This window comes from Nocardia aegles (assembly GCF_052545135.1).
Genome location: NZ_JBQWRI010000002.1, coordinates 875,467 through 896,595, shown reverse-complemented (window position 1 = coordinate 896,595; position 21,129 = coordinate 875,467). Strand labels below are relative to the sequence as shown.

At 68.4% G+C, this 21,129-nt stretch carries 19 protein-coding genes and 1 pseudogene; 9 read left to right on the top strand and 11 right to left on the bottom strand.

The annotated features are described in order from the left end of the window. Positions 1–2 precede the first annotated feature (2 nt). Both ACT89H_RS09240 and ACT89H_RS09235 read right to left on the bottom strand, forming a co-directional pair. Positions 3–1,835, bottom strand: a complete 1,833-nt coding sequence (locus ACT89H_RS09240) for a phosphoenolpyruvate carboxykinase (GTP) (protein ID WP_445108094.1) — start codon at positions 1,833–1,835, stop codon at positions 3–5. 94 nt (positions 1,836–1,929) lie between these two features. Then, positions 1,930–2,259 (bottom strand): ArsR/SmtB family transcription factor, encoded by a 330-nt coding sequence (locus ACT89H_RS09235; RefSeq protein WP_445108093.1) that lies wholly within the window; start codon positions 2,257–2,259, stop codon positions 1,930–1,932. A gap of 441 nt (positions 2,260–2,700) precedes the next feature. Here ACT89H_RS09235 and ACT89H_RS09230 point away from each other — a divergent pair, with 441 nt between their 5' ends. Then, entirely contained in the window at positions 2,701–3,537 is an 837-nt protein-coding gene (locus ACT89H_RS09230) for an SDR family oxidoreductase (protein WP_445108092.1), read from the top strand. 90 nt (positions 3,538–3,627) lie between these two features. Here ACT89H_RS09230 and ACT89H_RS09225 read toward each other — a convergent pair whose 3' ends face one another. Next, positions 3,628–4,629, bottom strand: a complete 1,002-nt coding sequence (locus ACT89H_RS09225) for a helix-turn-helix transcriptional regulator (RefSeq protein ID WP_445108091.1) — start codon at positions 4,627–4,629, stop codon at positions 3,628–3,630. Between the two features lie 62 nt (positions 4,630–4,691). Between ACT89H_RS09225 and ACT89H_RS09220 the strand changes: the two are divergent. The 4 genes and pseudogenes from ACT89H_RS09220 to ACT89H_RS09205 form a co-directional block, all read left to right on the top strand. Next, positions 4,692–5,243: pseudogene (locus tag ACT89H_RS09220) on the top strand (DinB family protein); the annotation flags it as partial. Then, positions 5,241–5,660 carry a RidA family protein gene (locus tag ACT89H_RS09215; RefSeq protein WP_445108268.1) on the top strand — a complete coding sequence of 140 codons (420 nt, stop codon included), beginning with the start codon at positions 5,241–5,243 and terminating at the stop codon, positions 5,658–5,660. The pseudogene ACT89H_RS09220 and the gene ACT89H_RS09215, both read left to right, overlap by 3 nt. An 857-nt stretch (positions 5,661–6,517) precedes the next feature. After that, entirely contained in the window at positions 6,518–7,201 is a 684-nt protein-coding gene (locus ACT89H_RS09210) for a CPBP family intramembrane glutamic endopeptidase (protein ID WP_445108090.1), read from the top strand. A gap of 449 nt (positions 7,202–7,650) precedes the next feature. After that, positions 7,651–8,196, top strand: a complete 546-nt coding sequence (locus tag ACT89H_RS09205) for a hypothetical protein (protein WP_445108089.1) — start codon at positions 7,651–7,653, stop codon at positions 8,194–8,196. Positions 8,197–8,573: 377 nt separating this feature from the next. Here the strand turns inward: ACT89H_RS09205 and ACT89H_RS09200 are convergent, their stop codons facing one another. Next, positions 8,574–9,776: an AI-2E family transporter gene (locus tag ACT89H_RS09200; RefSeq protein ID WP_445108088.1), complete on the bottom strand. Its 1,203-nt coding sequence runs from the start codon at positions 9,774–9,776 to the stop codon at positions 8,574–8,576. Between the two features lie 538 nt (positions 9,777–10,314). Here ACT89H_RS09200 and ACT89H_RS09195 point away from each other — a divergent pair. Then, complete coding sequence (locus tag ACT89H_RS09195) at positions 10,315–11,379, top strand: DUF4185 domain-containing protein (protein ID WP_445108087.1); 1,065 nt, start codon at positions 10,315–10,317, stop codon at positions 11,377–11,379. Here the strand turns inward: ACT89H_RS09195 and ACT89H_RS09190 are convergent. The 6 genes from ACT89H_RS09190 to mftR form a co-directional block, all read right to left on the bottom strand. After that, entirely contained in the window at positions 11,324–13,615 is a 2,292-nt protein-coding gene (locus ACT89H_RS09190) for a SpoIIE family protein phosphatase (protein WP_445108086.1), read from the bottom strand. The genes ACT89H_RS09195 and ACT89H_RS09190 overlap by 56 nt on opposite strands. After that, on the bottom strand, positions 13,612–14,247 hold the full coding sequence (locus ACT89H_RS09185; protein WP_445108085.1) for a SpoIIE family protein phosphatase: 636 nt from the start codon (positions 14,245–14,247) through the stop codon (positions 13,612–13,614). The genes ACT89H_RS09190 and ACT89H_RS09185 overlap by 4 nt, the downstream gene beginning before the upstream one ends. Then, positions 14,240–14,653, bottom strand: a complete 414-nt coding sequence (locus ACT89H_RS09180; RefSeq protein WP_051020806.1) for an ATP-binding protein — start codon at positions 14,651–14,653, stop codon at positions 14,240–14,242. Before ACT89H_RS09180 ends, ACT89H_RS09185 begins: the two co-directional genes overlap by 8 nt. Next, on the bottom strand, positions 14,643–15,032 hold the full coding sequence (locus tag ACT89H_RS09175) for an STAS domain-containing protein (RefSeq protein ID WP_039798459.1): 390 nt from the start codon (positions 15,030–15,032) through the stop codon (positions 14,643–14,645). The genes ACT89H_RS09180 and ACT89H_RS09175 overlap by 11 nt, the downstream gene beginning before the upstream one ends. A 13-nt stretch (positions 15,033–15,045) precedes the next feature. Then, the gene (locus ACT89H_RS09170) at positions 15,046–15,939 is read right to left on the bottom strand and encodes an STAS domain-containing protein (protein WP_445108084.1); all 894 of its coding nucleotides are present in this window, start codon (positions 15,937–15,939) and stop codon (positions 15,046–15,048) included. Between the two features lie 138 nt (positions 15,940–16,077). Further along, on the bottom strand, positions 16,078–16,674 hold the full coding sequence (gene mftR / locus ACT89H_RS09165; RefSeq protein WP_445108083.1) for a mycofactocin system transcriptional regulator MftR: 597 nt from the start codon (positions 16,672–16,674) through the stop codon (positions 16,078–16,080). A gap of 65 nt (positions 16,675–16,739) precedes the next feature. Here mftR and mftE point away from each other — a divergent pair, with 65 nt between their 5' ends. Continuing rightward, complete coding sequence (gene mftE, locus ACT89H_RS09160) at positions 16,740–17,441, top strand: mycofactocin biosynthesis peptidyl-dipeptidase MftE (protein ID WP_445108082.1); 702 nt, start codon at positions 16,740–16,742, stop codon at positions 17,439–17,441. Next, complete coding sequence (gene mftD / locus ACT89H_RS09155) at positions 17,438–18,661, top strand: pre-mycofactocin synthase MftD (protein WP_445108081.1); 1,224 nt, start codon at positions 17,438–17,440, stop codon at positions 18,659–18,661. The genes mftE and mftD overlap by 4 nt, the downstream gene beginning before the upstream one ends. 4 nt (positions 18,662–18,665) lie before the next feature. On the opposite strand, the gene ACT89H_RS09150 is transcribed toward mftD, so the two are convergent. After that, entirely contained in the window at positions 18,666–19,136 is a 471-nt protein-coding gene (locus ACT89H_RS09150; protein ID WP_445108080.1) for a MarR family winged helix-turn-helix transcriptional regulator, read from the bottom strand. A 276-nt stretch (positions 19,137–19,412) separates the two neighbouring features. On the opposite strand from ACT89H_RS09150, the gene ACT89H_RS09145 reads away from it, so the two are divergent. Next, positions 19,413–21,089, top strand: coding sequence for a fumarate hydratase (locus tag ACT89H_RS09145; RefSeq protein ID WP_445108079.1), 1,677 nt, complete (start codon positions 19,413–19,415; stop codon positions 21,087–21,089). Positions 21,090–21,129 lie beyond the last annotated feature (40 nt).

Genomic DNA, 21,129 nt, shown 5'->3' with positions numbered 1-21,129 from the left:
GGTCATCGGGCGGCGGCCAGGCGCAGTTTCAATGCCGCGAGCTGTTCGCGCAGCGGTTCGGGCAGCCGGTCGCCGCCTATGGTGGCGTACCACTCGTCGATCGAGCGGGTTTCGCTCACCCACTCGTCGATATCGACGGCCAGAGCCTGCGCGGCCGACTCTCGGTCGCCGTCATCGAACCCGGACAGATCGAGGGCGTCCGCGGTGGGCACGTATCCGATCGGAGTCTCCACGGCCTCCGCGGTGCCGTCCAGGCGGCCGAGAGCCCATGTCAGGACGCGCACGTTGTCACCGAAGCCGGGCCACAGGAATCGACCTTCCGGGCTGCGGCGAAACCAGTTGACCTGGAAGATCTTCGGCAGCCGCGCACCCTGATGGTGCGCCATCGACAGCCAGTGCGCGAAGTAGTCGCCGACGTGGTAGCCCAGGAACGGCAGCATCGCCATCGGATCTCGGCGCACCACACCGACCGTGCCCGCGGCAGCGGCTGTGGTTTCCGACGACAGCACCGAGGCGGTGAACACGCCGTGTGCCCAGTCGAACGATTCGGCGACCAGGGGAACGGTGCCGGCGCGGCGGCCGCCGAAGAAGATCGCCGAGATCGGTACGCCCGTCGGGTCGTTCCACTCCGGCGCCACCGACGGGCACTGCTCGATCGGGGTGCAGTACCGCGAATTCGGGTGAGCGGCGGATGTCGGCGTCTCGGGGGTCCAGTCCCGTCCCTGCCAGTCGATCAGGTGCGCGGGCTGGTGGTCGGTCAGGCCCTCCCACCACACGTCGCCGTCGTCGGTGCGGGCGGTGTTGGTGAAGATCGAGTTGCCGACGTTTATAGTGGCGATAGCGTTCGGGTTCGTGGTCGCCCCGGTTCCGGGGGCGACACCGAAGAATCCGGCCTCGGGGTTCACCGCGTACAACCGGCCGTCGGCCCCGAACCGCATCCACGCGATATCGTCACCGACCGTTTCGGCGCGCCAGCCGGGCAGCGCCGGTTCCAGCATGGCCAGATTCGTCTTGCCGCACGAGGACGGGAACGCCGCGGCCACGTAGTGCGTGTCGCCCTGCGGTGAGGTCAGTTTGAGGATCAGCATGTGCTCGGCCAGCCACCCCTCGTCACGACCGATCACCGACGCGATCCGCAGAGCGAAACACTTCTTACCGAGCAGCGCGTTTCCGCCGTATCCCGAGCCGTAACTCCAAATTTCGCGGCTTTCGGGAAAATGCGAAATGTACTTGGTCGTATCACACGGCCACGCCGCGTCGGCTCGGCCCGCGGCCAGCGGCGCGCCGACCGAATGCAGGCACTTCACGAAGGTCGTCTCGGCACCGAGCCGCTCCCACACCGGCGTCCCGGAGCGGGTCATGATCTGCATCGACACCGCCACGTACTCCGAATCGGTGATCTGCACACCGAACTTCGGGTCCTCGGCATCCGTCGGGCCCATGCAGAACGCGATCACGTACATCGTTCGCCCCGCCATGGCCCCGCGGTAGTGCTCGGTCATCACCGTGCGCATGTCCAGCGGGTCGACCCAGTTGTTGGTCGGACCCGCGTCCGTCTCGTTCTCCGAGCAGATGAACGTGCGATCTTCGACCCGCGCCACATCGTCGGGATCGGAAACACACCAGAACGAGTTGGGCTTCGCGGGCAGGGGCACGAACGTTCCCTTGTCCACCAGCAGGCCGGTCAGCCGATCCCACTCGTCCCGCGACCCGTCGCAGAACACGATCGCATCTGGCGCGGTGAGTTCGGCGACTTCCGCGACCCACGCCAGGATTCCCTCGTGCGTGGTCGGTGCCGAGGAGTCGGCGGGGGCGGCGGCGGTGGGATGGGTCACGGCGGATCTCTCCTTTATGAAGATGCAAGGTGATAAGTTTAGAAAATCTGCAATCAGTGCTTGCGTGCACCCCATGGGTGATGTGTGCGATCGGTTACGCGGGCTCTTCCAGGGCTTCGGCTTGTCCGGCGACAACGCCGGTGAGGATGGCGCGGGCGGTGGCGAGTAGTTCGGCGATCTCGGGGCTGGCGAGTTCGTAGGTGACCGACAAGCCCTCGCGACGGGCTGCCACCAAGCCCGCGCGCCGCAGGATGGACAACTGTTGCGACAGATTCGCTGCTTCCACGCCGATCTCGGCCAACATCTCCGACACCGCGTGCTCACGCCGGCTGAGCAGTTCCAGAACGCGGATGCGGACGGGGTGGCCCAAGGTTTTGAAGAAGTCGGCCTTCATCTGATAGAGCGGCCTGCTCGGTCCCGGCATGGCGGCCGCTCCTTTCCGCTGGCGGGCCGATCCGGTGACGATCACCCGGCCTGTTGATTGCGAAGTTTAGCAAACAGAGTAGATCCGTGAACGACGCCCCATCTGATTGCGCGGATTCTCGCCCTGGTGGTCTCATGTCCGCCCGTGCGCAAACCCCGAGCCGGCCGAGCGCCGGAGTGCCTGCTGCTCGGCGCGCCGTTCGATGCCGTGCAGCATCTTGCGTTCCATCACGAGGCTGCCCGGCTCCATGACGAATCGGTAGACCCGGCGGGTAAGTGTCCAGGCACCGGTGCGCGCGATGCGGTTGTGGCTCAGCGCGCCGTCGGTGCGGGTGGTCGGAGTGCGCGTGGCATGCCGGAGCCGGCGTGGCGGCGGAAATCTCGGTTCGGATGACTCGTGTCGGCAATCTCCGGGGAAACTTCTGTGGCAGGGTGGTCGGCTGTGCGGACAATCCTGATCACGGGGGCGACATCGGGTATCGGTCTGGCGTCGGCTCAGCAGTTGGCGGCGCAGGGGAATCGGCTTGTGCTGGTCGGGCGTAATCCGGAGAAGCTCGCCGCGGCGGCGAAGCTGGTCCGGGGCGCGGGGGCGGCGGCGGTCGACACCCTGGAGTGCGATTTCGCGTCGCAGTCATCGGTCCGGCAATTGGCGAAGGAGATTCTTGCCGCGTACGACCGGCTGGATGTGCTGGCCAACAACGCGGGTGGCTACCACAAGACCCGAACCGAGACCGTGGACGGCATCGAGGCCACGTTCGCGGTCAACCATCTCGGTGGCTTCCTGCTCACCGAACTGCTGACGGATCTGATGGTGCGCAGCGCCCCGTCGCGCATCGTGTTCACCTCGTCGGTCATGCAATTCGGCGCCACCATGGATTTCGCGGATCTGCAATTCCGGCAAGGATATTCGGGAGAAAAGGCCTACAGCCGCTCCAAGCTGGCGAACATCATGTACGCCCGGGCGCTGGCGCGGCGCCTGGAAGGAACCGGGGTAACGGTCAATGCCTTCCACCCCGGTGCGGTGGCGACCGGAATCTGGGATTCGATGCCGTGGTTCGGTCAACCCCTCGTGGCGCTCGCCAAGCGATTGTTCATGATCTCCGCCGCGGAGGGGGGACGAGCGTTGACGTACCTGGCCACCGACCCGGAAGTCGCCGCGGTCAGCGGCTGCTATTTCCAGAACAGCCGCGTCAAGGCTCCGTCGCGTCTGGCCCAGGACGAGACGCTCGGGCGGCAGTTGTGTGAAGTCAGTGCGACCTTGGTCGGGCTCGGCGCGTAGGCGCGCGTACGACCAGCGATAACCTTGTCGCGCAGCGACACGACACGTATGCGGCCGGGTGTGTCCCGGTGTTGTCCTTCGACCTCGGGCTCAGGAATCCTCGATGCCGGGCGCCGGTGCGACTCTGGCACCGGCCGACAGCAGTCGCTCGGCCAGCGCTCGGCCGCGGTGGGCGAGCTCGGGCGGGTCGAGTATGTCGAAGTCGTGCCCCAGCAACAGCATGTGCACGAGCACGATGTCGAGGCTGTGGTCGGCTCCGCTGCGGACCTCGCAGCGCTCGCTGCCGCACGGTCGAACGACCGCCGCCGACGCCGGAATCTGCGCGCGCACCAGGTCGGCGGAGGCGTGCACCAGGAAGCGGGCCCGCAGCGGGTAGACCCGGCTCGCCACGCCTTCCTGCACGTAGGCCGCCGCCTCGGGCGCCGCGCGCGGGCGGAAGCGCCACGTCCGTGCGGTCACATCGGTCATCCGGTCGACGCGGAAGCTGCGCCAGTCCTCGCGATCGAGGTCGAAGGCGAGCAGGTACCAGCGCCGGTCGGAGGAGACCAAGCGGTAGGGCTCGACCCGCCGCCGTCGCACCCGGTCTCCCGTGGGGTAGTCGAAACCGGCCTCCACCTCGTCACGGCAGGCTCTGGCCAGCGTCATCAGCACGTCGGGTTCGATCGGCGGGTGTCCTCCGCCGAAGGATTCCACCGAGCCGGAGAGTGCCTGCACTTCGCGCCGCAGCCGGATGGGCAGTACCCGGTCGAGCTTGGCCAGCGCCCGCAGCGCGGCGTCCTCGGCGCCCGCGAGCGCGGCGCCCGCGCCACCGAGGAGCGAGACCGCGGTGACGATCGCTTCCTCGTCGTCGAGGAGCAGCGGCGGCAGCTCCTGCCCCCGGCCGAGCTGGTACCCGCCGCCGACACCGTGGCAGGCGTGCACCGGATAGCCGAGCGCGCGCAGGCGTTCGACATCGCGCCGCACTGTGCGCGGTGTGACGCCCAGTCGCTGAGCGAGCTCATGCCCGGTCCAGACCGGGCGCTGCTGGAGCAGTCCGAGCAGAGTGAGCACCCGCTCGGTCGTGCCACGTCCGCCACCGTTCGCCGCTTCCACGTCGCTCAGCCTGCCAGAAATAGCGGACCGATACTGTCCGCGAGGCATGTCAGGGTAGCGGCATGGACACAGACGCACTCGACTGGAACAGGACCCTGCGGGAGCAGTGGGAAGTCCACTGGAATCATCAGCTACGGGACCGGCTGCGCGCCCTCACCGACGACGAGTACTTCTGGTCGCCGGTACCGGACGCCTGGAACGTGCGGCCACGTGGCAGTTCGACGGCGCCCGTGCAGGCCGGGACCGGGGACTTCACGATCGACTTCGCCTTCCCGGAGCCCGATCCCGCGCCGTTCGCCACGATCGCCTGGCGACTCGGTCACGTCATCGTCGGCGTGCTCGCCGTGCGCAACGCGATCCACTTCGGCGCGCCCGCGGCCTCGTATGAGACCTGGGAATACGCGGGCGACGCGGCCACCGCGCTCGATCAGCTCGAAGCGCAGTTGGATATCTGGTCGACGGGAGTGCGTGGCCTCGGCGCGGACGGCCTGCGGGTCCCGATCGGGCCGAAGGAACCCTTTCCCGAGGCTCCGATGGCCGATCTGGTGTTGCACATCCACCGTGAGCTGATCCACCACCTGTCCGAGGTCTGCCTGCTCCGCGACCTCTACTTGCACACCGGCGCCGCCAGCAAACCCACGACCACGAACCCGACCCGCCTCGACCCCGACGAACTGCACCGCAACCCCGCGTTCACGCAGGGGGTGATCGCACCCGCGGGCCGAACGCTCTACGTCGGCGGCCAACTCGGCACCGACAGCACGGGCACACTCCTCGACGGCGTGGAAGCGCAGACCGTCCAGGCCATGCGCAACGTACTGTCCGTGCTGGCGGCCGCGAATACCGGTCCGGAACACGTCGTCAAACTCACGATCTACCTCGTCGACGGGGCCGACGCTCGGGCGGGTTACGCGGCGGCGCGAACCGTGTGGGGTGACCACCGCACCGCCATCACGGTCGTCTCCACCGCCGGACACGCTCGGCCCGGCGCACTCGTGGAGATCGACGCGATAGCGACCGTCCCCGAATAGCCGCGCTTGTGCTAACCAGGGACGGCAGACGCGGCTGTTCGCGGGAGGCGCACGGCATATCGCGCAGCGGTGAATGTGACATACCGGCAGGTGCATTCGCTCCCGGGCGCCGCGGTGACGTACAACGCGTTCGACCGTAACCGTCGGCTGTGGCTCGCCGCTTGCCTTTTCCTCGGTGTCGAACCAACTGCTGCACGGGAGAATGAACAAATGGTGCCGGACGACTACGTTCGGGGCTACCTCGAGAGCCTGCTCGACCTCGGCATGATCCACTGGGGCCCGCGGCTGCCTTTCCGGAACATGGTGCGATTGTGCACCATCGGATTCCGGGCTCCGATTTCCGGGAACAGCTCCGGGCGGAGTGGACCGACGCCGACCAGCGGCGTTTCGAGAACCTGTTCGTCTTCGTTTCCTTTGCCGACCGCTTCATTCCGAGCTTCGTGCGGCACAACGGATCGCACGCGCTGATGATCGATCCGCGCCGCGAATCCGCAAGGGGAACAACCACATATGGGTCCGAACGAGTTGCTCGTCGAACCATTCCGTCGCCACGGGGCCTGGTTTGGTGATTTCGTGTGCCAGCCGGTACATTCGTCTCGTCAAAATACCGAGCGATCGGTGGTTAGGCACGAATACCCCCGAGCGAGCCCCGAACCGATGTAGATCGGTTCGGGGCTCGGTTGGTGTGTGCACCATTTTCCGTCGGTGCGGCCGGAATGCGGCCATGCGGGTCGTCGGCGGCGAGAAAATCGCTGCGCGCACGCGTCCGAATCACCGGCTCGGATGCGGCCGGGTCGAAGATGGCACCCTGTCGAACGTGATCGGCGGGCTCCGCGCCGTGGACTTATGCTGAGGCCGTGCGGATCAGACTGCGGCGGCGGGTGTACCTGGGCGCCGAGTACGCGACACTGTTCTTCGGCGGAGCGACCGCCTACAACGCGTTGCTGCGCGGCCGATCGCCGATTCCCGCGCTGTTGGCGCTGGCCGCGGGTGCGGCGGTCTATCTGCGGCGTTCTTCCGATTTCGATCGCGCCGCATTGTGGCGTAGCGAGACACTGCGCGCCCAGGCACGGTCGATGGCGACCGGGGCGGCAGCGAGCGCGGTGGCACTCACCGCGGCGGTCGCGATGGTGCGGCGGGAGGATCTGTTCGATCTGCCCCGGCGGCATCCCGAGATCTGGCTCGCGGTGCTGGTGCTGTACCCCGTGTTGAGCGTGTACCCGCAGGAATTGATCTTCCGATCGTTCCTGTTCCACCGGTACGCACCCGTCTTCGGGGAAGGCGCGGGTCTGGTGATCGCCAGCGCGGCCGCGTTCGGCTTCGTGCACATCGTCTTCGGTAGCTGGTTCTCGGTTGTCGCCAGCGGCGTCGGTGGCTGGATATTCGCCTCGCGGTATCTGCGGACCCGGTCGCTGTTCACCGCGTCGGTGGAGCACTCGGTGTACGGAATACTCGTGTTCACCGTCGGTTTGGGCCGGCACTTCTACCACGGCGCCGTACCGGCGGCTCCCACTCGGATGATCGCTGCGGCACCGGAGTGACACGGCGCGTTCCGGGCGGGCCTCGGCGTCGATGACGCGATTATCCGCAGCCCGGCCCACTTCGGGACGCTCCTCACCGCCGGGGGATGTACCTGCTGATCGGGTGGGTGCCAGGTGCGGTCCTGCCCACCGATCGGCCGGCGAACTCGAGCGGTCCGCTGCCGACGGTGGTGCGCCTGGCCGGTGGCGTTTCGCAGCGGGGTGCGACCTCGTGTCCGTTCCTGCTCACCGGTGTCGATGGGAGTCCGGCCGAGGGGCTCCCTGCGCCTGCCGGGCCCGGCGCGGAGCGTGACGATTCGCTTTCCATCGCGCGACGACACGAAGATGTCGTTGCACCGCATCCAGCCTGGTGGTACACGAAATCTTCAACGGCGCCACGGCGCCGGTTGCAGTACGGAGATCGAATCGGCACCCCTGAACCCACCCCTTTCCCCGGAGGTTTCCACGCGATGGCATATCCCGTGCACGGCGGCTCCTCGCTCGGCCGAAGACTCCACGGCTACACCCCGCGGCGGCCCAACCGGCTCGCGGCGGCGCATCGCGTCCTCACCGTGCCGGATCGCCCCGGCGAATGGTATCCGGGGATGCTGTGGTGGGATGCGAGCACGGTACTGGTGACCTACCCACGGCCGGAGGCAACGGGCCGCTGGAATACCGTGCCGCACTTCGTATTGCCGGTCGACCACGGGCGTCTGGCCGTTCGGATCTCGTCGCATTCACGCGAAGCTCGGCACCTGGCCCGCGAGCACCGGGTCATCGTGCAGGCCGGGAACTGGCGGGGGGAGCCTGCCCTGGGGTCTCGGCAGCATCCGGGCACGGCCGAATTGCTTCGTACCGGGCCACTGGTCGACAAGGTGCGAGCCGGAATGCTGACCAAATACGGACGATGGCTCGGCTTGGCGCACCTCAGCCACAGACTGGCCATGGGCGCGGCGCCGTACGGCGATATCGTGGTCGTCATCACCGTACGCGAGAACTCGCTGGTGGGTACGTGACGTCACCATGGCGATGTCGTCGGACCGGGCATACGCACAGGGGTTCGCGGATCCGCGCCGATGTCGAGAGCCGCTACCGCGGCGGTGTGCTTCGGGGCGGCACGGAGGTGCCGGCACATCACGACGGCGATCGGGAAAGGTGGGTGCATTCGGAGGGGATCGAGCGCACCCACCCTCGCGCCTCGGCGTCAGCTGAGCAGCCGGCGCGGGCAGCGTCGGGACGGACCGACGGAGACGAATGCGAACCCCCGGAAACCCCGACCCGTGACCGACTTTAACGCCGTCGTCCCGACAATGACAGCGAAAACGCGTTCTCGACACCCGCCGCCACGTCCGCCGAGAGCTTGGGCGTCCAGATGACTCGAACTCGGCCTCCGTCACCGCTCGTCGAGCGAGGGCAGGACGGTCTCGCGCACGATCAGCAGCACGGCCGCGGCGACGGGGATGGCGAGCAACGCCCCGACGATCCCGAGCAGCGCGCCCCCGAGCAGCACCGCCACCACGGTCACGAGCGCGGGCACGTGCACGGCGCGGCCGATGATGCGCGGCACCAGAACGTAGTCCTCGACCAGGCGCAACGCGATGAAGAACACGACGGTCGCCACCGCGACCGGCAGGGAGACGGTCAACGCGACGAGCGCGACGATCATCCCGGCCAGCGTCGAACCGACGATCGGGATCAGGTCGAGCACCGCCACCAGCACGGCCAGCAGCAGCGGGTACGGCACGTCGAAGATGAGCAGCCAGATACCGGTCAGCACGGCGGTGATCAGGGAGATGACCAGGTTGCCCAGAATGTAGCCGCCGACCTTGGCGAAGATCTCGTCGCCGATCAGAATCGCGCGGGGGCGGCGCGAACTGGGGAACAGCCGGTAGACCGACGCGCGCACCCGGGTGAAGTTGGCCATGAAGTAGGCGGTCAGCACCGCGACGATCACCGTGCTGCTGACGACCGAGAACACCGCGCGTCCGGCGGTCAGCACCCCGGTGGTCACGCCGGAGGAGTCCGATTCGAGCAGGTGCCGCAGCCGGTCTTCCAGGTGGAATCGCTGGTCGAGCGTGCCGATGTAGGGATAGCGGTCGGCGAGGTGGGTGACGTAGTGGGGCGCGTTGTGCGCGAGTGCGTCACCCTGCGTGATCAGCGGTGGTATCGCCGCGGCGAGGAATCCGGCGAACAGGCCGAGCCCCGCCAGGTAGACGGTCGTCACGGCGGCCCAGCGCGGGAAGCGCGGCCGGACCAGCCGGGACACCAACGGCTCCATCCCGATGGCCAGGAACAACGCCACCAAGATCAAGATCAGCGTTTGACCCACGGCGAGCACGGTGCGAATGGCCGCATAGGTCACCGCGACACCGGCGGCTCCGGCCACCCCGACCATGAATGGGGAGCGCCGATCGAAGGGCCGCCCGGGCCGGCCCAGCGGGAAGGCCGTACTGCGCGCACGGGCGGCTTCGGCCTCGGCGGCGACGATCGGACCGGCTTCGTCGGTGCCGTGGGGTTGTGCGATGTCGCCGCTGTGTCCGGTGTCCGCGCAATCGCGTGCGGGATGTTCCTGGTCGGGAGTGTCTCTTTCGGACATGCCTTCCGTCCGATCGGTGGGTGAGCTGGTCCGGGATAGCAGTGCGCGGCTTACCCGCTGCGCGACCGCCCAAACGTGGCACCCGGGCCGGTGGGCGGCCGTGCGGCCGAGCAGCGAATCGGTGATCACCTCGCGAAGCGCGGTCCCCGGCGATGCCCCACTGAGGCGGAGTCGCACTGTGGCGTCGACACGCCCGCAGGGGCATCGAGACGTCGACGGATGCCGCGCCCGGCGCGGGCGATACCGCCGGCACGCTCGATCGGTATCGACGGATCCCGCACGTCGCCGGCCGCGGGCGAACACCGCGCACCTCCGAAACGGACGTCGGCCACTGGAATCACGCGGCCCGACACCGACTCGAATTTCCGAAACACAAGCTGCGCAGTCTGTTTCCGCATTCCCGTCCGCATCCGTCGACCCGAATCAGCAACGTCGCGGCCACGGACAGCCGATACTGATGGGTAGCCCGTGCGTACCTCGCGGTGATCCCTACGAGCAGAGCTATCCGCGACGCTCCGAGAATCGACAGGATCCGGCGATGCCCAAGATCAAGGACCTGAACCCGCTACCGATGGCCGACATCGGTGGCTCGGATCTCTTCATCCCGTTCCGCATGCCGAGCGGTGAGATCGGATACCTGCTCGGTGACACGTTCGCCGGCGCCGAACCCGCGGTGGGCGGTCCGAATTGGCGTTCGCCGATGCTGTTGCGCAGCGGCACCCACGACATGTACCGACCGATCGAATTCCGGTCGGCGGCGCGGGACGCCCGGCAACTGTGGGATTACGTGCACGACAATCCGCAGTACTCCACGGTTCTGCCCTGTGACGCCATCACGATCGGCAGCCGGATCTATCTGTGGGTGATGGTCACCCAGGGATTGGCGAACGAGCGGTGGTGCGAGATCCGTTATTCCGACGACAACGGAGAGAGCTGGACCGATACCGCCGTCCGGTGGTCGACCAGCGTCTACGGCGGAAAACGCACGATGATCTCCTGGGAACGCGGAGGCGACGGCTACGTCTATGTCATCTCCACCGGCGGGCTGGCCCGGAACAAGAACATGCTGTTGTGGCGAGTACGCGAGACCCATGCCGCGCTCGTCGATCCGGCGGCCTGGCAAGGCTGGGGCTGGAACGGACAGGACTGGGGCTGGGGCCGGGACCCGGGTAGCGATCCGCGTTTCGGCATCCTGGCCGACGGCACGAAACTCGGCGAGATCGGATTACGCCGCATCCAAGGAAATTGGGTGATGTCGGGGTTCGACGCCGGCGCCTACGGAGCCTTCGTCAAGGTGGCCGCGAGGATCACCGACAACTGGCGCACAGCGTGGACCTACCGTCCGGTGAAAGGGTCGTTCTGGGCGCCCGGCGGTCCGGATATCGTGCCGCGTCTGTATGGCTGCTATGTCCACCCCGACAGCAGGTTCGACGGCGCGTTCTGCATGATTGTCAGCGAGTGGGCGGAATCCGGTATGCCGTATCGGGGCATGCAATTCCGGATCGACGGAGTCCGGCCCGCCGCTGCGCTCACCGCGGGGCGAGTCGTCAGCAGGCAACGTGGCGGTTCGTCCCGCGCAGCGGATTGGCCACCGGGAAGGTGATGGCCGGCAGCGTCACCGACATGCGCACGGTCGTGCCCGATTCCGAGTGGTCGATGTCGAGTTCCTCGGTCAGCGCGCGCATCATGTCGATGCCGCGGCCGCGATACCCGGGATCGGATGCCCGCGGCTTCCACTCGCCGGTATCGGTGACCACGATGACGACGGTGTCGATGTCGCAGGTGGCCGACATCCGAACCCGGCCGGTGTCGTCGTTGCGGTAGGCGTGCTCGATGCTGTTGCTGCACGCCTCGTTGGCCGCGGCGACCAGATCGGCGGCCAGGTCGTGCGGCACCGCCGCGGCGGCCAGCCAACCCTTCAGCGTGCGTCGCAGCACCGCGAGCTCGTCCGCGCGCGCGGGCACGTCCAGCCGCAGCGGCGCGGGCGGCTGGCGGTAGACCACCATGGCGACGTCGTCGTCGTAACCCATGGCCGGCCGCAGGCTCGACAGCACCGCGTCGGCCACCTCGCGCGGCAACCGGCCGGAGGTGTCGGCGAGCACCGCCGCGATCTTGGCGAACCCGTCGTCGATGTCGACACCGCGCTGCTCGACCAAACCGTCGGTGAACAGCACCAGGGTCGAACCCGGGGTCAGCGCCGTGGTGGCCTCCGGCCGGCGCGGCGGATCGAAGGTCGCCAGGGGCACCGAGCGTCCGCCCTCCAGCAGCCGGCCGGTCCTGGCGACGTCGGCGAGGATCGGTGGCATGTGACCGGCGCTGCTGTAGCGGACCAGGCCGCGCACCGGGTCCAGCACGGCGGCGCAGACGGTGGTGCACATGGCGCCGGGGATGCGCGCGGCGACGGTGTCGAGTTCGGCGAGCAGCTGCGCCGGCCCCGCGCCGCGCAGCAGCAGCGCGCGGGCGGCGGTCCGCAACTGGCCCATCACGACCGCGGCGGACAAACCGCGGCCGACACAGTCGCCGACCATCACGCCGATGGTGCCGTCGCGCAGCGGCACCACGTCGTACCAGTCGCCGCCGATCTCCAGCGGCGGCAGCGCGGGTTCGTAGTGCACCGAGAAGCGCGGCGGCAATTCGATCGGGCCGAGCATGGCGCGCTGCAGGGTCAGCGAGGTGGCGCGCGCCTGGTCGAAGTTGCGTGCCCGCTGCACGGCGAGACTGAGATGACCGATCAACAAGGAGAACAGCGTCCAGTCCGCGGCGCTGATCGCACGGGGCGCGGCGAAGCGCAACCACACCGCCGCGTCGCCGGTCTCGCCGAGCGGAGCGACGATGCCCTCGGAGCTCTCGGCTCCGTCCGGGATGGCCAGCAGGCTGCGCGGCGGCCTGCGTCTGGCCCGGTCCAGCAGGGCGCGCGACCCGTCGTCGAGGGACGCGGCGCCGTCGTGCGACGTGCTGTCGGCACCAGTACCGGAGACGTACACCTCCGGGACCGCGTTGCGGCTGGGCCACACCGCCACCACCGCGGTTTCCGCGCCCACGGTGCGGCGCAGCTCGTCGAGCCCGACGGCGAGCACTTCGACCACACTGGTGGCCGCGCCGACCGCGGTGGCGAGCCGGGACGCGGCTTGGTCGCGCGCCTGCGCGTCGTGTTCGGCGGTGACGTCGCGGAGTGTGCCGACGAAGATCCGCTCGTCACCTTCCGGCCTGATCACGGCGCTGGTGCTGACCGCGAGCCACACCGTGCGCCCGTCGCGGTGCCGGATCGGGATGACGAAGCGCTGTGCCTCGGTACCGGGGTCGGGATAGCCCGGACCCTCCGGGCTCGACCACGGGTGCGGCAGCGGATAGGGGACGCCCGCGGCGCCGTAGCCGGTCAAGGCGCCGAAGGCGGTGTTGACCTCGATGATCGTGCCCTGCGCGTCGGCGACGAAAAAGCCGTCCTGCAACGATTCCACCAGCGCGGTGCGGAACGCGTCGCGTCCGGCGAGATCGTCGGCGCGGGAACGCTGCTGCTCGTAGCGGCGGGTGCCGTCGAGATAGCCCCGGGTGGCGATGTCCAGCGGAACGAGGGTCTGCAACAGGAATTCCAGCGCGGTCTCCGGGATCCGCGCCGCGGATTCACCGCCCTCCGCACAGATCTCCTGCTGTCGCCGCTGCTCCACGTCCTGGACCACGCGGAAGTGGTTCTCCGTGAGGTCGAGCAGGCTGATCCCTTCGACCAGGGCGCGCCTGCCCAGCTCATACCCCTCGGCGAGACCGGCCTGGCTGGGCGAATCCATGTGCCGCCGGAGCGCATCGGCGTAGTCGTCCAGGAAGTCGGCCAGCAGGGCGCTCATCTGGCCGCCCCTCCCGCGCCGCGGTGCCGCGCCGCGAGTACCAGCGCGTCGTCGGTGTCCTTGGCGTGCCGGGCGAGCATCTGGGCGGTGATGTCGGCGGTGGACTTGGAAAGGTCGATGGCGGAGGGGGATTCGACGACGATGCCGTCGGTGGACATCAGCAGCAGGTCACCGGGACGGACCGCGACCGACTGCGGCTGGAGGTTGGCCGGAAGGCGGTAGCCGACGATGCCCGCGGTCAGCAGGACGGTGGCGTGCACCGTCGGGCTGCCCGCCGGACCCGCGGTCAGCACCTGGGATTCGACATTGCCGACGCCGAGCCAGCGCACGGTGTCGCCTTCGTCGAACAGGGCCAGCGAGATCGCCGCCCCCCGCGTGTCGGCCATCGCCCGATGGCACAGCACCATCAGCACGTCCAACGGTTCCGCGCGGTTCTCCGACAGCACTCGCGCGGCGCGATCGGCCGCGTCCGCCGCGGCGGCGCCGTGCCCGAGCCCGTCGAGAACGGCGAAGAGGACGGTGCCGCCACCGGCGTCCAGGACGACACCGCGGTCACCGGAGACCTGTTGACCGGGCAGTGCGCGTCCGGCCACCGCCCACTCGATCCGGCCGATGAACCCGTCCTCACGCACCGTTCGGTACCCACTTCCACATCTCCACCAGCGTGCCGCGACCCGGCGCCGAATCCACGGTCAGCCGGTCCATCAATCGCCGGGCGCCGGGAAGACCGAGCCCGAGCCCGCGTCCGGTGGAGTAGCCGTCCTCCAGTGCCCTGGCGATATCGATGATGCCGGGCCCCTGATCCTCGGCCTGCACCACCAGCGCTTGACGACCCTCCCGGTCGTCGACGAGCAAACGGATTTCGCCGCTGCCCGCGTAACTGGTGATGTTGCGGGCGATCTCGGAGATCGCCGTGGAGATCATCGTGCGGTCGGTCAGGGTGAATCCGAGTTTCGCTGCCAGTTCGCGTCCGGCTTGACGTGCGGTCACGATGTCCCCGGACACCCTGACCGCGATCACCACGTTCTCAGCGGCCACTGTCACGACCGTCTCGCTGGCGACGGGCTGGGATCTTTCGGTCCAACCACGCGAGCCCCTCTTCCAGATCGAGGGCGGTGTGCATGTCTTCGAAGGTGAGGCCGAGCTGCACCATGGCGAACGCGACTTCCGGTTGCAGACCGACGATCACCGTTTCGGCGCCGCGCAGCTGCGTCATGTGCGCGATGGTACGCAACGATCTCGCGGCGAACGAATCCATCACGTCGATCGCGGTGACATCGACGATGATGCCGTGTGCCCGGTATTTGCTGACCTGTTTCATCAGGTCGTCCTGCAGGCGCTCGGTATCGGCGTCGGTCAGCGCCGACTGCACCGACGCGATCAGGTACGTCCCTTGCTTCAGAATCGGAACCGGCATGTGGCGCGCCCGATCAGCGGCCGTCGCGTTCGGTGACGCGGGAAACCTCGTAGCCCAACAGCCGTTCCGCTTCTTCGATACCGCCCTGCAGGTCGCCGACCGCGTTCATCTTCGACAGATCGAGGCCGATGGTGACCAGGGTGAGCGCGATCTCCGAGGACAACCCGGTGATGATCACGTTCGCGCCCATCAGCCCGGACGCGTCGACGGTCTGCACCAGATGGTTGGCCACGGTGGAGTCGATCTGCGGCACACCGGTGATGTCGATGACGACGACCTTCGCGCGGTTGGCCCGGATGGCGCGCAGCAGCTGCTCGGTGAGCTGGCGGGCGCGCTGGCTGTCCAGCACGCCGATGATGGGCAGGATCAGCAGCTGCTCACGCACCTGCAGCACCGGCGTGGACAGCTCGCGGATGGCTTCCTGCTGCTGGCGGATGACGCGCTCGCGCTCCTGGACGAAGGAGACGGTCACGGTGTTGGCGATGCGGTTGGCCGCCGGTTCGTAGGCATCGAGCACCTTGTTGAGGAGTTCGAAGTCCGACTGGTACTTCTCGAAGAGACTGCGCGCCAGCACGTCGCGCAGCAACAGCACGATACCGATGACCTCGTCGGTCTCGACGCCTCTCGGGATGATGCGTTCGGACAGGTCGCGCGCGTATGCCTGCAGCGCTTCGACGCTACCGGTCTCGAGCACGTCGACGTAGCCGTCGTAGATCGAGGTCGCTTCGGAGAAGATCTCCTCCGGGGTCATGGCGGTGAGCAGCTGGGCATCGGCGATGCGGCGGGCCCACTCCTCACGCAGCGCGGTGCGGTTCTGGCGCAGGTGCTCGACGAGCTGCGGAAGCAATTGATCGATCGGTCCCGCGGTCAGGGAATCCGCCGAAAGGCTCATGGACACCTCGGACATGAACTCCTGCCCCTTTCGACGGTTCGGTCGGGATCTGTGTGCATTCGGCGCTTGCCGATTTCGAGCCTAGTCATACCCCACCCGAGTCGCCGACGAAACCTGCCGGTTGTTCGCCTGATGTTCCAGTGCGGGAGTACCTCACGGCACCGTAGCGAACCCGCGTTCCAGCGCTGCGAGCGCCTCGTCCAGATACACCGTGAGGGCCACGTCCGCGCGGGTCAGCCAGGCGTCGAACGCCGCGCGCGCCGCCGCCAGCGTGGTCCGGCCGACGGCGAGCGGGATGAGCCCGTCCTCCGGCTGCCCGAGCCGGCCCGCCGCGAACGCGCTCACGGCGCGCTCCCAGGCGTCGTAGTGCGTGCCCGCGGTGGCGGCCAGCGCGGGGGTGGTCGCCACCAGCTGCATCCGGGTGCGCAGTTCCGGGACGTCCTCGGCGCGATATTTGTTGGCCTCGACCACAACTCGGCGCACCGCGGTCATCATCGGAACGTCGTCGGGCACCGTCGCGAAGGCGGCGCGCAGCGCGGCGACCTCGTCGTCGAACTGCCACCAGAGCACCTCCGCCTTGGTGGGGAAGTACCGGAAGAAGGTGCGTCCGCTGATACCCGCGGCAGTGGCGATCTGCTCGACGGTGGTCTCGTCGAAGCCCTGTTCGCTGAACAGGCGCATGGCGATCAGTTCGAGTTCGCGTTTGGTGGTGCCCCGTGGGCGGCCGCGCGTGGCCCGGTTCTCCAGCATTGTTCGATTGTGCTCGGCGACCGCGAACCCTTGATTTTGTCAGTGACTGACGATAATCTCGCGGCATGTTGGCGGATCTCACGTGGCCCGAGGCGGGCGCGCGCGCCGCCGCGGGTGCGATCCTGGCCGTCGCGGTCGGTGCCACCGAGCAGCACGGCCCGCATCTGCCGCTGTCCACCGACACCGATGTCGCCGCGGCGCTGTGCGCCCGGCTGGCCGCGGCGCGCGCGGACGTGCTCGTCGGACCGGCGATCCCGTACGGCGCCAGTGGCGAGCACGCGGGCTTTCCCGGCACGTTGTCGATCGGGCAGGCGGCACTGGAACTGCTGGTGGTCGAGTTGTGCCGGTCGGCGACCGACACCTTCGAGCGGATCCTGCTGATCAACGGGCACGGCGGCAATATCGAACCGCTGCGGCGCGCCGTGGATCTGCTGCGTGCCGAATCCCGTGATGTGCGCCTGTATCTGCCCCGCTTCGACGGCGATCCGCACGCGGGCCGGTCGGAGACGGCACTGCAACTGGCCCTCGCGCCCGAGCGGGTACGCGTCGACCGCGCCGTGGCCGGGGACACCCGTCCGCTGGCCGAACTGCTTCCGCTGTTGCGCAGCGGCGGCGTGCGGTCGGTCAGCCCCAACGGCGTGCTCGGCGACCCGGCGGGCGCGACCGCCGCCGAGGGCGCGGCGCTGCTCGAGCACTGGAGCACCGATCTGCTCGACCGAACCCGGCGCTGGTGGCCGGAGAACTCCCCGGAAAGGACCGGAACATGAATCCGTGGTTCGAGACCGTCGCCGAAGCGCAGCGCCGGGCGAAGAAGCGCCTGCCGAAATCGGTGTACGGCGCGTTGATCGCAGGCTCCGAGCGCGGCCAGACCATCGAGGACAATCAGCGGGCGTTCACCGAACTGGGTTTCGCACCACACGTGGCCGGGCCGATCGGAACGCGCGACCAGTCCACGACGGTACTGGGACAACAGCTTTCGATGCCGGTGCTGATCTCGCCGACCGGCGTGCAGGCGGTGCATCCCGACGGTGAGGTCGCTGTCGCCAGGGCGGCCGCGGCGCGGGGCATCGCGATGGGCCTGAGCTCGTTCGCCGGCAAGCCGATCGAAGAGGTGGTCGCGGCCAACCCGACGACATTCTTCCAGTTGTACTGGTGTGGCGGCAAAGACGAGATCCGGCAGCGGATGGACCGGGCCGAGCGGGCGGGTGCGATCGGGCTGATCCTGACGCTGGACTGGTCGTTCTCCCACGGGCGGGACTGGGGTAGCCCGGTCATCCCGGAGAAGCTGGATCTGCGCACGATGGTGAAGTTCGCACCGCAGACCCTGGCGCGTCCGCGCTGGCTGGCGACCTATCTGCGGTCGGGCAGCATCCCGGATCTCACCACACCCAACATGGCCATCGGCGACGCGCCCGCGCCGGGTTTCTTCCGCGCCTACGGCGAATGGATGGGCACGCCCCCACCTGATTGGGCGGATGTGCGCTGGGTCTGCGAGCAGTGGGCAGGTCCGGTGCTGCTCAAGGGCGTCATGCGGGTCGACGACGCGCTGCGCGCGGTGGACGCGGGTGTGGCGGCGATCTCGGTGTCCAACCACGGCGGCAACAATCTCGACGGCACCCCCGCCGCGATCCGCGCGCTCCCGGTAGTGGCGGACGCGGTGGGCTCGCAGATCGACGTGCTGCTCGACGGCGGCATCCGGCGCGGCAGCGACGTGGTGAAGGCCGTGGCGCTGGGCGCGCGGGCGGTCATGATCGGGCGCGCCTACCTGTGGGGCCTGGCCGCGAACGGACAGGCAGGCGTGGAGAACGTGCTGGACATCCTGCGGGGCGGCATCGATTCGGCGCTGCTGGGTCTGCGCAAGACACGCGTCACCGATCTGGACCGCTCGGACGTGCTGGTGCCCGCGGGGTTCGAGCGAGCGCTCGGGCTGCCCGAAAACCTCTCCGCGGCAAGCGATCGGGTCGATCACACGGCAACGCGCGCCTGAGTGGTCAGTTCTCGGCCGCCGCCTGCCGGTGGTGCGCGAGCAAGATGTCGTAGATGTCGGCCAGGGCGGTCAGCTGCTGACGATCGAGAACGTCGATCAGGTGCCTGCGCACGCTGTTCGCGTGTGCGGGCGCGGCGTCGGTGAGCACGTCGGCACCCCACGGGGTGAGCTTGGCGGCGGTGCGGCGCGCGTCGCCGGGGATCGGCTCGCGGACCACCAGCTCCCGTTTCTCCATCCGGGTGATCTGGTGGGAGAGCCTGCTCTGCGACCACTCGAGCCTGGCCGCCAGATCGGCGAAGGCGAGCCGGTGGTCCGGTGACTCGGCCAGATAGGCCAGCACCGAGTATTCGACGAAGGTGAGGTCGGACTGCCTGGTGGAATCGCGCCCGACCGCCGCGGCGATGATGTCGCGGGTGCGCACGAAACCCAGCCAGGCGCGCATCTCGACGTCGTCGAGCCACTGGGGATCGGTCACGACAGTGCTCCAAACTCCGACTTGTCCCACAATCGTCGCGCGTCGCGACGTGCGGCGCGCGAACGGTCCGCGCGCGGCCGGACTCGGGCGCCCGGGCGCTTCCTCAGAGATGAGAGGTAGCACCACCGGGGTTGAAGGTGCAACCCCTATCCCGGCCGACAATTCGGGATAGGGTTGCCTAACCAGCGGGGCGTGCGCGCCGGTGGCTAGGCTCGCTGTGCTCGTGACCAGCCCGGCCGTTCGCGGTATGCGGGCCCGTTCGAAGGAGTGCGACTGGTGACCGCGCCGGAGTTCCGTTATTCAGACCTGCTGCCGATCGGCGCGGACGATACCCCCTACCGGCTGCTCACGACGGAGGGTGTCAGCACGTTCGAGCACAACGGGCGTACCTTCCTGCAGGTCGAGCCGGAGGCGCTGCGGCTGCTCACCGAAACGGCGATGCACGACATCAGTCATTTCCTGCGTCCGGCGCATCTGGGTCAGTTGCGCAAGATCATCGACGACCCGGAGTCCAGCGGCAACGACCGCTTCGTCGCGCTCGATCTGCTCAAGAACGTCAACATCTCCGCGGGCGGTGTCCTGCCGATGTGCCAGGACACCGGCACCGCGATCGTGATGGGTAAGAAGTCCGAGGGCGTGCTGACCGGCGTCGACGACGCGGAATGGATCAGCCGGGGCGTGTTCGACGCCTACACCAAGCTGAATCTGCGGTACTCGCAGCTGGCGCCGATCACCATGTGGGAGGAGAAGAACACCGGTTCCAACCTGCCCGCGCAGATCGAGCTGTACTCCACCGCGGGCGATCCGGCCGACCCCGCGTACAAGTTCCTGTTCATGGCCAAGGGCGGTGGCTCGGCGAACAAGTCGTTTCTGTACCAGGAGACCAAGGCCGTCCTGAACCCCACCCGGATGCTGGAGTTCCTGGACGAGAAGATCCGCTCGCTCGGCACCGCGGCGTGCCCGCCGTACCACCTCGCGGTCGTGATCGGCGGCACCAGTGCCGAGTTCGCGTTGAAGACGGCCAAGTACGCCTCCGCGCACTACCTGGACAACCTGCCCACCGAGGGCTCGCTGTCGGCGCACGCCTTCCGCGATCTGGAACTGGAGGAGGAGGTCTTCGCGCTGACCCAGTCCTTCGGTATCGGCGCGCAATTCGGCGGCAAGTACTTCTGCCACGATGTGCGGGTCGTGCGACTGCCCCGGCACGGCGCCAGCTGCCCGGTCGCCATCGCGGTGTCCTGCTCGGCGGACCGGCAGGCGCTGGCCAAGATCACCGCCGAGGGTGTGTTCCTGGAGCAGCTCGAGCGCGAGCCCGCGCAGTACCTGCCCGAGCAGACCGACGCCATTCTCGGCGGCGACGTGGTACGCGTCGACCTGAACCGGCCGATGGCCGACATCCGTGCCGAATTGTCCAAATACCCCGTGAAGACCCGGCTTTCGCTGACCGGTCCGCTGGTCGTCGCCAGGGACATCGCGCACGCCAAGATCAAGGAGCGGCTCGACGCGGGCGAGCCGATGCCGGACTACCTGCGCGACATGGCCGTCTACTACGCGGGACCGGCCAAGACTCCGGAAGGCTACGCGTCCGGCTCGTTCGGCCCGACCACCGCGGGCCGGATGGACTCCTACGTCGACCAGTTCCAGGCGGCGGGCGGCTCGTTCGTCATGCTCGCCAAGGGCAATCGCTCCGCGCAGGTCACCAAGGCGTGCAAGGAACACGGCGGCTTCTACCTCGGTTCGATCGGCGGGCCCGCTGCCCGGCTGGCGCTGGACTGCATCAAGTCGGTCGAGGTGCTCGAATACCCCGAACTGGGCATGGAAGCCGTCTGGAAGATCGAGGTCGAGGATTTCCCGGCGTTCATCGTCGTCGACGACAAGGGCAACGACTTCTTCGCCGAAACGCAGAAGCCGATCGCGCTGCGCGTGCGCACTCGCTCACAAGAGCGCGTCTGAGTCGTCTTCGGGCCTGCCCTGCGGCAGGCCCGGACACGAG

Excerpts from the sequence above, each read along its gene's own strand:
- mftD (WP_445108081.1), top strand. The coding sequence starts at position 17,438 with ATGAATCCGTGGTTCGAGACCGTCGCCGAAGCGCAGCGCCGGGCGAAG.
- ACT89H_RS09200 (WP_445108088.1), bottom strand. The coding sequence starts at position 9,776 with ATGTCCGAAAGAGACACTCCCGACCAGGAACATCCCGCACGCGATTGC.
- ACT89H_RS09195 (WP_445108087.1), top strand. The coding sequence starts at position 10,315 with ATGCCCAAGATCAAGGACCTGAACCCGCTACCGATGGCCGACATCGGT.
- ACT89H_RS09175 (WP_039798459.1), bottom strand. The coding sequence starts at position 15,032 with ATGCCGGTTCCGATTCTGAAGCAAGGGACGTACCTGATCGCGTCGGTG.
- ACT89H_RS09190 (WP_445108086.1), bottom strand. The coding sequence starts at position 13,615 with ATGAGCGCCCTGCTGGCCGACTTCCTGGACGACTACGCCGATGCGCTC.
- ACT89H_RS09205 (WP_445108089.1), top strand. The coding sequence starts at position 7,651 with ATGGCATATCCCGTGCACGGCGGCTCCTCGCTCGGCCGAAGACTCCAC.
- mftR (WP_445108083.1), bottom strand. The coding sequence starts at position 16,674 with ATGCTGGAGAACCGGGCCACGCGCGGCCGCCCACGGGGCACCACCAAA.
- mftE (WP_445108082.1), top strand. The coding sequence starts at position 16,740 with ATGTTGGCGGATCTCACGTGGCCCGAGGCGGGCGCGCGCGCCGCCGCG.
- ACT89H_RS09235 (WP_445108093.1), bottom strand. The coding sequence starts at position 2,259 with ATGCCGGGACCGAGCAGGCCGCTCTATCAGATGAAGGCCGACTTCTTC.
- ACT89H_RS09170 (WP_445108084.1), bottom strand. The coding sequence starts at position 15,939 with ATGTCCGAGGTGTCCATGAGCCTTTCGGCGGATTCCCTGACCGCGGGA.